General features: G+C 73.5%; 16 protein-coding genes. 8 read left to right on the top strand and 8 right to left on the bottom strand.

Features of this window, described 5'->3' with window-relative positions; genetic code table 11:
* Nucleotides 1-97: 97 nt before the first annotated feature.
* The 6 genes from ACNJ93_RS06185 to ACNJ93_RS06210 all read left to right on the top strand — a co-directional run bounded on the left by ACNJ93_RS06185 (nt 98) and on the right by ACNJ93_RS06210 (nt 5,491).
* Nucleotides 98-763: a TetR/AcrR family transcriptional regulator gene (locus ACNJ93_RS06185; RefSeq protein ID WP_418956316.1), complete on the top strand. Its 666-nt coding sequence runs from the start codon at nt 98-100 to the stop codon at nt 761-763.
* Nucleotides 760-1,743 carry a DEDDh family exonuclease gene (locus ACNJ93_RS06190; protein WP_418956317.1) on the top strand — a complete coding sequence of 328 codons (984 nt, stop codon included), beginning with the start codon at nt 760-762 and terminating at the stop codon, nt 1,741-1,743. Before ACNJ93_RS06185 ends, ACNJ93_RS06190 begins: the two co-directional genes overlap by 4 nt.
* A 54-nt stretch (nt 1,744-1,797) precedes the next feature.
* Nucleotides 1,798-2,031, top strand: a complete 234-nt coding sequence (locus ACNJ93_RS06195; protein WP_393647220.1) for a hypothetical protein — start codon at nt 1,798-1,800, stop codon at nt 2,029-2,031.
* A gap of 68 nt (nt 2,032-2,099) precedes the next feature.
* Nucleotides 2,100-2,894, top strand: coding sequence for an SURF1 family protein (locus tag ACNJ93_RS06200; RefSeq protein ID WP_418956318.1), 795 nt, complete (start codon nt 2,100-2,102; stop codon nt 2,892-2,894).
* Nucleotides 2,895-2,928: 34 nt separating this feature from the next.
* Nucleotides 2,929-4,731, top strand: coding sequence for a glycoside hydrolase family 15 protein (locus ACNJ93_RS06205; RefSeq protein WP_418956319.1), 1,803 nt, complete (start codon nt 2,929-2,931; stop codon nt 4,729-4,731).
* Nucleotides 4,732-4,735: 4 nt separating this feature from the next.
* A complete protein-coding gene (locus ACNJ93_RS06210; RefSeq protein ID WP_418956320.1) occupies nt 4,736-5,491 on the top strand; it encodes an SDR family oxidoreductase in 756 nt (251 codons plus the stop codon).
* 17 nt (nt 5,492-5,508) lie between these two features.
* Here the strand turns inward: ACNJ93_RS06210 and amaP are convergent, their stop codons facing one another.
* From amaP to ACNJ93_RS06250, 8 genes are all read right to left on the bottom strand, one after another.
* Complete coding sequence (gene amaP / locus ACNJ93_RS06215) at nt 5,509-6,090, bottom strand: alkaline shock response membrane anchor protein AmaP (RefSeq protein ID WP_418956321.1); 582 nt, start codon at nt 6,088-6,090, stop codon at nt 5,509-5,511.
* A gap of 6 nt (nt 6,091-6,096) precedes the next feature.
* Entirely contained in the window at nt 6,097-6,732 is a 636-nt protein-coding gene (locus tag ACNJ93_RS06220) for a DUF6286 domain-containing protein (protein ID WP_418956322.1), read from the bottom strand.
* Nucleotides 6,729-7,067, bottom strand: a complete 339-nt coding sequence (locus tag ACNJ93_RS06225) for an Asp23/Gls24 family envelope stress response protein (RefSeq protein ID WP_418956323.1) — start codon at nt 7,065-7,067, stop codon at nt 6,729-6,731. Before ACNJ93_RS06225 ends, ACNJ93_RS06220 begins: the two co-directional genes overlap by 4 nt.
* A gap of 6 nt (nt 7,068-7,073) precedes the next feature.
* Nucleotides 7,074-7,265, bottom strand: coding sequence for a hypothetical protein (locus ACNJ93_RS06230; protein WP_418956324.1), 192 nt, complete (start codon nt 7,263-7,265; stop codon nt 7,074-7,076).
* 27 nt (nt 7,266-7,292) lie between these two features.
* A complete protein-coding gene (locus ACNJ93_RS06235; protein WP_418956325.1) occupies nt 7,293-7,778 on the bottom strand; it encodes an Asp23/Gls24 family envelope stress response protein in 486 nt (161 codons plus the stop codon).
* 264 nt (nt 7,779-8,042) lie between these two features.
* Complete coding sequence (locus ACNJ93_RS06240) at nt 8,043-8,849, bottom strand: enoyl-CoA hydratase/isomerase family protein (RefSeq protein ID WP_418956326.1); 807 nt, start codon at nt 8,847-8,849, stop codon at nt 8,043-8,045.
* A 153-nt stretch (nt 8,850-9,002) separates the two neighbouring features.
* On the bottom strand, nt 9,003-9,224 hold the full coding sequence (locus ACNJ93_RS06245) for a helix-turn-helix domain-containing protein (protein ID WP_006123601.1): 222 nt from the start codon (nt 9,222-9,224) through the stop codon (nt 9,003-9,005).
* Between the two features lie 323 nt (nt 9,225-9,547).
* A complete protein-coding gene (locus tag ACNJ93_RS06250) occupies nt 9,548-11,146 on the bottom strand; it encodes an ABC-F family ATP-binding cassette domain-containing protein (RefSeq protein ID WP_418956327.1) in 1,599 nt (532 codons plus the stop codon).
* Nucleotides 11,147-11,370: 224 nt separating this feature from the next.
* Between ACNJ93_RS06250 and ACNJ93_RS06255 the strand changes: the two genes are divergently transcribed.
* On the top strand, nt 11,371-12,261 hold the full coding sequence (locus tag ACNJ93_RS06255) for a neutral zinc metallopeptidase (RefSeq protein ID WP_418956328.1): 891 nt from the start codon (nt 11,371-11,373) through the stop codon (nt 12,259-12,261).
* Between the two features lie 92 nt (nt 12,262-12,353).
* Nucleotides 12,354-12,752: a VOC family protein gene (locus ACNJ93_RS06260; RefSeq protein WP_418956329.1), complete on the top strand. Its 399-nt coding sequence runs from the start codon at nt 12,354-12,356 to the stop codon at nt 12,750-12,752.
* Nucleotides 12,753-12,756 lie beyond the last annotated feature (4 nt).

Below are 12,756 nucleotides of genomic sequence, written 5' to 3' on the forward strand. Positions count from 1 at the left end.
CCCTTCGGTTCTTCGTCGGGGGGTCAGCTCTGTAACACTGTTACACCGGCGGCGATGAAGGGGGAAGGCCCGTGCACGGGCGGGAGTGGGGGGCGGGATGACGCGCAGCGCACTGACCCGGGAGCAGGTGCTCGACGCCGCGGCGGCCCTGGTGCGCCGGCACGGACCGGACGCGCTGACGATGCGCGGGCTGGCCGCCGAGCTGGGCACCGCGGTCACCTCGATCTACTGGCACGTCGGCAACCGGGAGTCGCTGCTCGACGCGCTCGTCGCGCGCACGGTCGCCGAGCTCGGCGCGATCCGGCCCCGGGGCGCCACGCCGGCCGAGCGGATCGTCTCGGTCGCCCAGGCCCTGCGCCGCGAACTGCGGGCGCGGCCGCACCTGGTGGCGCTGGTGCACGAACGGGGCCTGACGGAGCGGATGTTCCTGCCCGCGCAGCGGGTGCTGGTCCGCGAGGTGCACGCGGCGGGGCTGCGCGGCGCACAGGCGGCGGGGGTGGTGCGGGCGGTGCAGTTCCACGTCGTCGGGCACGTCCTGGTGGAGCGCAATCGCGAGCGCGCGCCCGCCCAGTCGCCCGGCGAACGGGACCTGTGGGCCGCGCGGACCGCCGCCGAGAGCGCCGACGGCGACCCGGCGCTGGCCCGCGCGCTGGCCCGCCCGGTCGACACGGACCGGCTGTTCGTGCGCTCGGTCCGGGCACTGGTGTCCGGTTTGCTGGACTCCGGGGACGGGGCTGTCCGTGCGGGGCCGTATTCTCAATGACCATGCTCGACGACCGTACGACCGCAGCAGCGTGGCCGGCCGCGTACCCCGAGGGGTACGCGGTCGTCGACGTGGAGACCACCGGCCTCGCCCGCGACGACCGGATAGTGTCGGCTGCCGTCTACCGGCTGGACGCCCAGGGGAACGTCGAGGACCACTGGTACACCCTCGTCAACCCGGAGCGCGATCCCGGCCCGGTCTGGATCCACGGGCTGACCGGCGACATGCTGGCGGACGCGCCGCTCTTCCCGGACGTGGCGGCCGAGTTGTCCGAGCGGCTCGACGGGCGGGTGCTCGTCGCGCACAACGCGATCTTCGACTGGGGCATGATCGCCCGCGAGTACGCGCGCGCCGAGCGGACCGCGCCGGTGCGCCAGCGGCTGTGCACCATCGCGCTCGCCAAGGAGCTGGCGCTGCCGCTGCCCAACCTCAAGCTGGAGTCCCTCGCGGCCCACTTCGGCGTCGTCCAGCGGCGCGCGCACAACGCGCTCGACGACGCGCGGGTGCTCGCGGAGGCGTTCCGGCCGAGCCTGCACGCGGCGGCGGAGCAGGGCGTGCGGCTGCCGCTGCTGGAGTGCCGGCCGCTGACGGAGTGGGTGTCCTCGCCGGCGACGGGCGCGGGGACGGCGCGGATCGGGCGGCAGTCCTCGTACGGGAACAGCTGGCGGCCGACGAAGAAGCGGCCGGCCTGCCCGTACCCCAACCCCGGGCGTTACGAAGCGGACAAACCACTCAAGCAGGGCATGCGGGTGGCGTTCTCCGGCGACACCTCCATCGACCGCGAGCTCCTGGAGGACCGTACGGTCGAGGCCGGGCTGCACGTGGCGAGCAGTGTGTCCCGGCTCACCAGCCTGCTGGTCACCAACGATCCGGACTCCGCCACGTCCAAGACCGTCAAGGCGAAGACGTACGGCACGCCGATCGTCGACGAGGCCGCCTACACGCACCTGCTGAGGGACGTGGCCCCGGCAGACGGGTGACGCCCCGGGCGTGCCGCCGCCCGTACGGCCGCGCCGCGGCCCACCCTGTGGCGCATGGCACGTTGTGAGGTCTGCGGAAACGATTACGGCATGTCCTTCGAGGTGCACGCGCAGGGCGCGGTGCACGTCTTCGACTGCTTCGCCTGCGCCATCCACCGCATGGCGCCGATCTGCGAGCACTGCCGGGTCCAGATCATCGGCCAGGGCGTCGAGGTCGAGGGCAACTGGTACTGCGGCGGCCACTGCGCCCGCGCGGAGGGAAAGGTGGGCATCGTCGACAAGGTGTGACCCCGGTCGCCCCGCACCGGGGCGAACCCCCCTGCGAACACCCCATGCCGTGGATGTACGGTCATGGGGTGTACCGCTTCCTGTTGTCCCGGCAGTGGGTGATCCTCACCCTCGTCGCCCTCGTGCTCATCCCCGTGATGGTCGAGCTGGGCTTCTGGCAGTTCCACCGGCACGAGCGCCGGGTCGCGCAGAACGCCCTGATCGCGGACAACCTGAAGGCGAAGCCCGTCCCCGTCGAGACGCTGACCTCGCCCGGTCACACCGTCCCGCGCGGCGACTACTGGCGGGCGGTCACCGCCACCGGCACCTTCGACACCGCGCACGAGGTCGTGGTGCGCCGCCGGACCAACGCCGACGACAAGGTCGGCATGCTCGTCCTCACCCCGCTGGTCCTCGCCGACGGCCGGATCCTGATGGTCAACCGCGGCTGGGTGCCCGCCGCCCCCGACCAGAAGGCGTACCCCGAGGTCCCGCCCGCCCCGAAGGGCGTGGTGACGGTCTCCGGCCGGCTGAAGGCCGACGAGACCACCGGCGCCAGCGGCATCAAGGACCTGCGCGGACTGCCGGAACGTCAGGTCATGCTGATCAACAGCGCCCAGCAGGCCGAGCTGACCGGCAGGACGGTGCTCGGCGGCTACGTCGAGCAGACCGATCCGGTCACCGACTCCCCCGAGCAGATCCCGGAGCCCGACCACGACTCGATCGGCGCGCACATGGCGTACGCCGTCCAGTGGTGGCTCTTCGCGGCCGGCGTGCCGGTCGGCTGGGTGGTCCTGCTCCGCCGCGAACGGCGCGACCAGGAGGAGGCCCGGCGCGCCGCCGACGGCCCGGAGTCCCCGGAGCCGGCGACCGCGGCAGTCTGATTGGCCGTCGGCCCGATCGGGAACACGCCATGGCGTGACGCAACGCATCGAGGACTACGCCCTGATCGGGGACCTGCAGACCGCGGCCCTCGTCGGCCGCGACGGATCGATCGACTGGCTCTGCCTGCCGCGCTTCGACTCGGGGGCCTGTTTCGCTGCGCTGCTCGGCGACGAGGACAACGGCCACTGGCGGCTCGCCCCGGCCGGTGCCACCACCTGCACCCGGCGCCGCTACCTCGGCGACTCGCTGGTCCTGGAGACGTACTGGGAGACCCGCACCGGCGCGGTCAAGGTCATCGACTTCATGCCGCAGCGCGACCGGGCGCCGGACGTCGTGCGGATCGTCGAGGGCGTCAGCGGCACCGTCGAGATGAGCGCGGTGCTGCGGCTGCGCTTCGACTACGGCTCGATCGTGCCGTGGATGCGCCGCGCCGAGGGCCACCGGGTGGCCATCGCCGGCCCGGACTCGGTCTGGCTGCGCAGCGAACCTCAGGTGAAGACCTGGGGCCAGCAGTACAGCACCCGCTGCTCGTTCACCGTCGCCGCGGGCGAGCGGGTGGCGTTCGTGCTCACCTGGCACCCCTCGCACGAGTCGCGCCCCGCGCCGGTCGACCCGTACGAGTCGCTGGAGCACTCCCTGGAGGACTGGCGGGAGTGGTCGGCCCGATGCACCTACAAGGGGCCGTACCGGGAGGCCGTGCTGCGCTCCCTGATCACTCTGAAGGCCCTCACGTACGGGCCGACCGGCGGCATCGTCGCCGCCCCCACGACCTCCCTGCCCGAGGAGATCGGCGGCGTACGGAACTGGGACTACCGCTACTGCTGGCTGCGCGACTCCACGCTCACCCTCGGCGCGCTGCTGTCCGCCGGCTACGTGGACGAGGCCGCGGCCTGGCGGGACTGGCTGCTGCGGGCGGTGGCCGGCGACCCGGCCGACCTGCAGATCATGTACGGCCCGGCCGGCGAGCGGCGGCTGCCGGAGACCACCCTGCCCTGGCTGCGCGGCCACGCGAACTCCGTCCCGGTCCGGATCGGCAACGCGGCCGTGGAGCAGACGCAGCTGGACGTGTACGGGGAGGTGATCGACTCGCTGTTCCGGGCCCGGGAGGCCGGCATCCCGGCCGAGCCGCACGCCTGGAACCTCCAGCTGAGCCTGCTCGGCTTCCTGGAGTCGACCTGGCGGGAACCGGACGAGGGGCTCTGGGAGGTGCGCGGCCCGCGCCGGCACTTCACCCACTCGAAGGTGATGGCCTGGGTCGCGGCCGACCGGGCGGTGCGCACGCTGGAGGCGCACCCTTCGCTGGTCGGGGATCCGGCGCGGTGGCGGGCGATGCGGGACGAGGTGCACGCGGAGGTCTGCGCCCGCGCGTACGACCCGGCGCGGAACACCTTCACGCAGTCGTACGGCTCGGCGGAGCTGGACGCGGCGACGCTGCTGATCCCCCGGGTCGGCTTCCTGCCGCCGGACGACCCGCGGGTGATCGGCACGGTGGAGGCGGTGCAGCGGGAGCTGGGGCACGGCGGCTTCGTCCGCCGCTACACCCCAACGCGGGAGATCGACGGGCTGCCGGGGCGGGAGGGGGCGTTCCTCGCCTGCACGTTCTGGCTGGCGGACGCGCTGCTGCTGATCGGCCGGAGGGACGAGGCGAAGCGGGTCTTCGAGCGGCTGCTCGCGCTCCGCAACGACGTGGGGCTGCTGGCGGAGGAGTACGAGCCGCTGTCCGGCCGTCAGCTGGGCAATTTCCCGCAGGCGTTCAGCCACATCGGGCTCGTGGGCACGGCGCTGGCGCTGTACGAGGGAGAGGTGGTGGGCCTGGACGAGGAGGCGGCAGGATAGGGCCATGGATCTTGGACTGAAGGACCGTGTGTACGTGGTGACCGGCGCGACCAAGGGGCTCGGCCGGGCCACCGCGGAGGCGCTGCTCGCGGACGGCGCGAAGGTCGTGGTGACCGGGCGGAACGCGGAGTCGGTCGCGAAGGCGGCCGAGGAGCTCGGCCCGGACGCGGTGGGCGTGGCCGCGGACAACGCGGACCCGGCCGCGGCCGAGCGGGTGATCGGGGAGGCGAAGGCCCGGTTCGGGCGCTTCGACGGCATCCTGGTCAGCGTCGGCGGACCGCCGCCGGGCTTCGGGGTGGACAACACCGACGAGCAGTGGCAGGCCGCGTTCGACACGGTGTACCTGGGCGCGGTGCGGATGGCGCGGACGGCGGCCGGCGCGCTGGGCGAGGGCGGTGTGATCGGCTTCGTGCTGTCCGGCTCGGTGTACGAGCCGATCCAGGGCCTGACGATCTCGAACGGGCTCCGCCCGGGCCTGGCGGGCTTCGCGAACTCGCTCGCCCGCGATCTGGGCCCGAGCGGGATCCGGGTGATCGGTCTGCTGCCCGGCCGGGTCGACACCGACCGGGTCCGCGAGCTGGACGCGCTGTCCGGCGACGGGGACGCGACCCGCGCCGCGTACGAGGCGCAGATCCCGCTGCGGCGCTACGGCCGCCCGGAGGAGTTCGGCCGCACGGCCGCCTTCCTGCTGTCGCCGGCGGCCTCGTTCCTGACGGGCGTGATGGTCCCGGTGGACGGCGGGCTGCGGCACGGCTTCTGAGCCGGGCGCCGCGCCCGTCAGGTGACGCGGCGGGCGTGGTGCTTGACGGCGCGCAGCCGGGCCTCGGCCGGCAGGGACGGGAGGCCCGTGGACGTCCGGGCGTGGTGCAGGGCTTCGTCGGTGAGGGCCGCCAGGGCCTCGCGGGGCGCGGCGTACGGCTCCAGGAGCAGCCGGACGCGGGCGGTCGGCGCGGTGCGCCGGCCGCGCAGCGAGACCTGCGCCCTGGCCACGCCGTCCTGGGCGGCCGCGTCGTCCTCCAGGACGCGTTCCAGGGCCGGGCCGCGGACCACGGCCGCCTCGCCGTCCCCCGTGTCGACCAGCACCTCCGCCAGCCGGCCGCGCCGGAACTGGGCGACGAACCAGGCAAGCGCGAGCAGCACCACGACGCCGAGCACGGCGATGACGACGGGCCACCACCAGCCCTCGTCGCGCCACCGCCGCCGCTGCGCGCCGGTCAGCAGGACGTCGGCGGGCCCGGACCAGGGCCACCAGGAGGGCACGCCGAGGCCGAAGCCGGCGGCCAGCACGGCGCCGCCGACCGCCAGCAGGACCAGTCCGGCGAGCCCGAGCAGCACCCGGTTGAAACGGCGCAGTCTCACGTCCCCTCACCTCTTCTTCGGCGGCCGGCGGACCGTCAGCCGCACCGTGGGCGGTTTCGCGAGGCCGAGCTCGCCGATCCCGGTGCCGAGCACGGTGCCCAGATCGGTGCGGACCTCGTCGAGTTCGCGGAAGTGCGATTGGGCGCGCACCCGTACCTTCCTCCGGCCGACCCGCACCCGTACGGACTGCACGCCGGAGACCTCCATGGCCCGGTCGCGCAGCGCGAGAGCCGCGGCGTCCCGGTCGAGTCCGGCGCGTACGTCGGCGTGCTCGCGGCGCATGGGCAGCACGGCCCGCAGGCCGGGGGTGACGGCGAGGAGCAGCAACCACAGGCCGAGGAGGACGGCGAGGGACGCGCCGAGGAGCATCCAGACGTCGTCCAGGCGCCGGGTGGCGAACTCCTCGGCGAGGGTGCGCCGCCACTGCATGGCGGACCGCTCGGCGCGGACCGCGGCCACGTCGTAGAGCAGCAGCCCGGCGCCGCCGGTCACGAGGGCGGCGACGAGCGCGGCCGGGATGCGCCGCACGGACCAGAAGCGGCCGGCGGGGCGGCCGGCGGTGTCCGCGAGCACGGGCACGGCGTCGGGCCCCGGACCGGGCCCGGGTTCGGGGGTGGGCGCGGCCTCGGTGGGGGCGCTCATCGCAGGCTCCCGCGGCCCTCGTGGCCGGGGCGCAGCCGTTCCACGTGGACGGCGACCTCGGGGACCTCCATGCCGGCCAGGCCGGCGACGCGTTCGGTGACGCGGCGGCGCACGGCGCCGCACTGGCCGCCGATGTCGGAGGGGTAGCCGAGTTCGACGGTGACGGAGACGTGCGCGACGTCGCGGTGGACCACCACCGTGGCGTGCGGCTTGTGCCCGTCGCGGGGCGGCCGGCCCAGCGCCTCGCGGGCGGCCTGCGCGGCGATCTTCGCGACGACGCGGTCGGCGATGGTGGTCGCCCCCCGTTCGGCGGCGGTGACCGGTTCCCTGGCCACCCGCGCTCACCGCCGCCGGTCGCCGCGTTCGCGGCCCCGGAACAGGTCTCCGGGTTCGAGGTCGCCGTCGAGGAAGCGGCCGGCCACGAAGCCGACCGCCCCCAGTGCCGCGACCAGCACGAAGGCCCCGAAGCCGCCGAAGTACCCGGCGAAACCGAGGGCCATGCCGGCCACCAGGCCGACCACCGCCATGCTCATGTTGAGCTCCTTCCGCCGGGCACGGGGCTACTGCAGCCGCGTCTCCGGCTCCTCTTCCTCGTCCTCCGGCAGCTTCACATCGCTCACGGCGATGTTGACCTCGACGACCTCCAGGCCGGTCATCCGCTCGACGGCGGCGACCACGTTCTCCCGTACGTCGCGGGCGACATCGGCGATGGAGACGCCGTACTCGACGACGATCTCCAGGTCGAGCGCGGTCTGCACCTCGCCGACCTCGGCCTTCACGCCCCGCGTCACGCTGGACGTCTTGCCGCCGCCGGGGACGCGTTCGCGCATCGCGCCGAAGGTGCGGGACAGGCCGCTGCCCATGGCGTGGACGCCGTCGACGTCCCGGGCGGCGAGTCCGGCGATCTTCTCGACCACGCCGTCGGCGATGGTGGTCCGGCCGCGGGCCCCCGGTTCGCCGCCGCCGCGCTTGGTCACGGTCGGCCGGCGGGGTATGCCCCTCGGCTCCTCGGCGGTCGGTTGTTCGGTCTTCGCGGTATCGGTCATCACCGTTCGTCCCTTCCGGGCAGGATTGGCTTCTTTGCCCACATTAGGCGCGGTTTCCCGCTCGCGCGCCGGGGAGCCGGCGGACCCGGCCCCGGTGGGGGCCGGTACGGCGGGGCAGGTACGGGCGCGCCCGGCGGGTTGCGGATTTCCAGGGCCGGATACGCCGGAAGGGCGACCCGCGGGGTGCGGGTCGCCCTTCCTGGGCTGCGGGGGTGCGCTCGGGCGGCCGTCGGGGGTGCGCTCGGGCGGGGGCAGGCCGCTGCGTCAGTCGCCGAGGCCGGCGAGGTCGCGCAGGCGGCGGGCCTGGGCGGCGCGCTCGGCGACGCGCTGCTCCTCGTACGTGCGGCCGGAGACGCCCTGGAGCAGGGCCTTGGTCTCGATCACCGCGTCGCGCGGCGCGGCGAGCAGCGCGGCGGTCAGGTCCCGTACGGCGCCGTCGAGTTCGGTGGCGGGCACGGCGAGGTTGGCGAGGCCGATGCGCTGGGCCTCGTCTGCGTGGACGAAGCGGCCCGTCGCGCAGATCTCCAGGGCGCGGGCATAGCCCACAAGCGAGACGAGGGGGTGCGTGCCGGTGAGGTCCGGCACCAGGCCCAGGCTGGTCTCGCGCATGGCGAACTGCACGTCCTCGGCGACGACCCGGAGGTCGCAGGCGAGGGCGAGCTGGAAGCCGGCTCCGATGGCGTGGCCCTGGACGGCCGCGATCGACACGAGGTCGCTGCGCCGCCACCAGGTGAACGCCTCCTGGTACTCGGCGATGACCGCGTCCAGCTCCTCGTCGCCGCCGCGCGCCAGGTCGAGGAACGACGGCTCGCCGTCGAAGCCCTCGGGCGTGAACGCCTGCCGGTCGAGGCCGGCGGAGAAGGACTTGCCCTCGCCGCGCAGCACGACGACCCGCACGCTGCCCGGCAGCGACCGACCCGCCTCCGTCAACGCCCGCCACAGAGCGGGAGACTGGGCGTTGCGCTTGGCGGGGTTGGTCAGGGTCACCGTGGCAACGGCGTCCTCGACGGTGAGTCGTACGCCGTCCTTGTCGATGACGACCACGGGGTCGACGGAGTCGGACGTAGTCATGGGGCGCCTCCGGTTCGGGTGCAGTACGCGTGCAGCACGGCTCGTCGGAACGAGCCCAAGCTAAGCTACTGCACAGTAACCACCCGGTCGACCCCTCGGCCGACCGGGCGGCCACCGTCGGAACCGGTGGACCGGACGGACCGCGCCCCGGACTCAGGCCGAGGCGGCCTTCTTGCCTCGTGTCGCTCCGCCGCGTCCCCGCAGCGTCACTCCGGACTCACTGAGCATCCGATGGACGAATCCGTAGGAGCGGCCGGTCTCTTCGGCCAGCGCCCGGATGCTCGCACCGGAGTCGTACTTCTTCTTCAGGTCTGCCGCGAGCTTGTCGCGCGCGGCGCCGGTCACCCGGCTGCCCTTCTTCAGAGTCTCGGCCACCCGTGCCTCCTCATGGGAAGTGCGCTCTGGACTTCTCATGATCACCCCTCCCGGACGTCCTGGCCACCCATTCGACGAGGTCTGTGGCACGAGCTTCGCGTCCAGGGAAGGGGCCGTCACGACCGGAACCTCATATTCCGGTGGTGGCCGCGCCCCCTCCCCGCCGGGCGGTGGAGGGAAGTGCCAGGTCAGGGGCGTGTGACCCAGGAGACACGGGTAGGCAGCCGGAAAGGCGGGATTCCGCTCCCCCGCGCGCACCGGTACCAGACCGTCTCACTCAGATGACGGAGCGCCGATGAGCCGAATGATCCCTACGGAGATGATCAGGCGAGGGCCACGAGGTCCGCGTAGTCCGCACCCCACAGGTCCTCGACGCCGTCCGGGAGCAGGATGATCCGCTCCGGGTTCAGCGCCTCGACCGCGCCCTCGTCGTGGGTGACGAGCACGACCGCGCCCTTGTACGTGCGCAGCGCGCCGAGGATCTCCTCGCGGCTGGCGGGGTCGAGGTTGTTCGTCGGCTCGTCGAGGAGCAGCACGTTCGCCGAGGACACGACCAGGGTGGCCAGCGCGAGCCGGGTCTTCTCCCCGCCGGAGAGCACCCCGGCCGGCTTGTCGACGTCGTCGCCGGAGAAGAGGAACGAGCCGAGCACCTTGCGCACCTCGACGAGGTCCAGGTCGGGCGCGGCGGAGCGCATGTTCTCCAGGACCGTGCGGTCCGGGTCCAGGGTCTCGTGCTCCTGGGCGTAGTAGCCGAGCTTGAGGCCGTGGCCCGGGGTGACCTGGCCCGTGTCGGGCTGCTCCACGCCGCCGAGGAGGCGGAGCAGGGTGGTCTTGCCCGCACCGTTGAGGCCGAGGATCACCACGCGCGAGCCCTTGTCGATCGCGAGGTTCACATCGGTGAAGATCTCGAGGGAGCCGTAGGACTTGGACAGGCCCTCGGCCGACAGCGGGGTCTTGCCGCAGGGCGCGGGCTCCGGGAAGCGGAGCTTGGCGACCTTGTCGGAGACGCGGACCGCCTCCAGGCCGGACAGCAGGCGCTCGGCGCGCTTGGCCATGTTCTGCGCGGCGACGGTCTTGGTGGCCTTGGCGCGCATCTTGTCGGCCTGCGAGTTGAGCGCGGCGGCCTTCTTCTCGGCGTTCTGCCGCTCGCGCCTGCGGCGCTTCTCGTCGGCCTCGCGCTGCTGCTGGTAGAGCTTCCAGCCCATGTTGTAGACGTCGATGACGGAGCGGTTGGCGTCCAGGTAGAAGACCTTGTTGACGACCGTCTCGACCAGGTCGACGTCGTGGGAGATGACCACGAAGCCGCCGCGGTAGGTCTTCAGGTAGTCGCGCAGCCAGACGATCGAGTCCGCGTCGAGGTGGTTGGTCGGCTCGTCGAGGAGCAGGGTGTCGGCGTCCGAGAAGAGGATCCGGGCCAGCTCGATCCGGCGGCGCTGACCGCCGGAGAGGGTGTGCAGCGGCTGGCCGAGGACCCGGTCGGGCAGGCCGAGCGCGGCGGCGATGGTGGCGGCCTCGGCCTCGGCGGCGTACCCGCCCTTGGTGAGGAACTCGGTCTCCTGGCGCTCGTACTGCTTGAGGGCCTTCTCGCGGGTGGCGCCGGAGCCGCTGGCGATGCGCTCCTCGTTCTGCCGCATCTTGCGGATCAGCACGTCGAGGCCGCGGGCGGACAGGACGCGGTCGCGGGCCAGCACGTCGAGGTCGCCGGTGCGCGGGTCCTGCGGCAGATAGCCGACCTCGCCGGAGCGGGTGATGGTGCCGCCGGCGGGCTGGCCCTCGCCGGCGAGGCACTTGGTGAGGGTGGTCTTGCCGGCTCCGTTGCGGCCGACCAGGCCGATGCGGTCGCCCTTGGCGATGCGGAAGGACGCGGACTCGATGAGGACGCGGGCGCCGGCGCGCAGCTCGATGCCGGTGGCGGTGATCACGGACAGACTCCAGGGCGGGATGGACGGCGGAAGGACGGGCGCTTCGGGCTTCGACGCCGTCTAATCGTGCGCGGGGAGAATGGCCATGCGGCCAGTCTAACGGGCGCATGCAACCGGTTTTCCGTCGCGCGGTCGGCAAAAGAGGCGGGACCCGCGGAGCCGACCGATACTCGGCGCAGGGCGGCGGCCCCCTGCCGCGGCAGCGACGCGGAGGGTGGTGCCCCGTGCAGTTCGACGACGACGCCAGGCTGGACACCTCGGAGGTGCAGGACGTCCGGGGCAGCCGCATCCCCGGCGGACGGGCCACGGTCGGCGGCGGCATCGTCGGCATCATCGCGCTGATCCTCGGGCTGTTCCTGGGCGTCGGCCCGGAGCAGCTGGGCCTGTCGTCGGACGGCGAGGACCCGGTGGCGACCTCGTCGTCAGCGGCGCAGCTGGCGCAGGAGTGCCGGACCGGCGCGGACGCGAACACCCGGGAGGACTGCCGGATCGTCGCGGTGGTCAACAGCCTGCAGGACTACTGGCGGGCCGAGTACGCGCGGCGGGGCGGCCGGTACGGGGACGCGCGCACGGTCGTGTTCACGGAGCGGGTCGGCACGGCCTGCGGGGCGGCGAGCTCGGCGGTCGGGCCGTTCTACTGCCCCGGCGACCGGAAGGTCTATCTGGACCTCGGCTTCTTCGAGGAGCTGCGCACCAAGTTCGGTTCGAGCGGCGGCCCGTTCGCGCAGGCGTACGTGGTGGCGCACGAGTACGGGCACCACGTGCAGAACCTGATGGGGACGCTGGCCCGGGCGCAGGACGGGCGGACCGGCGCGGATTCCGGCGCCGTGCGGACGGAGCTGCAGGCGGACTGCTATGCGGGCGTCTGGGCGCGGCACGCGACGTCGACGCCGGACGACCGGACCGGGCGGCCGCTGCTGACCCGGCTGACGGAGGCCGACATCCGGGACGGCCTGGACGCGGCGGCCGCGGTGGGCGACGACCGGATCCAGGAGCGGTTCCAGGGGCGGGTGACGCCGGAGAACTGGACGCACGGCTCGGCGGCGCAGCGGCAGCAGTGGTTCGCCACGGGCTACCGGACGGGCGACATGGCGCGGTGCGACACCTTCCGGTGAGCCGGGTTCACCCGGCCGGGCCGGTGTCCGCCGCGTTGTCGGTGGCGGCTGCCAGACTGAGATCCAGGTCACATCGAGAGGAAGTGATCGGGATGGCCCAAGCCCCCGACATCTGTCCGACCCTGCGCTACCAGGACGCCAAGGCCGCGATCGCCCTGCTGACGGAGGCGTTCGGCTTCACCGCGCAGGCCGTGTACGAGAGCGAGGACGGGCGGGTGCTGCACGCCGAGCTGACGTACGGGAACGGCATGGTGATGCTCGGCAGCGCCGGTACCGGCGGCACCTTCGACGAGCTGATGGCGAACGGCGGGCCGGCCGGCGTCTACGTCCATGTGACGGACGTCGACGACCATCACGCCAGAGCCGTGGCGCACGGCGTGGAGATCGTGATGCCGCCGACCGACCAGGAGTACGGCTCGCGGGACTACATGGCCCGGGACGCCGAGGGCAACGTCTGGAGCTTCGGGACGTACTCCCCCGGCGCCGCGTAGGGCC

Source organism: Streptomyces tritici, assembly GCF_048500665.1.
In the GTDB taxonomy this organism is placed as follows: Bacteria; Actinomycetota; Actinomycetes; order Streptomycetales; family Streptomycetaceae; genus Streptomyces; species Streptomyces tritici.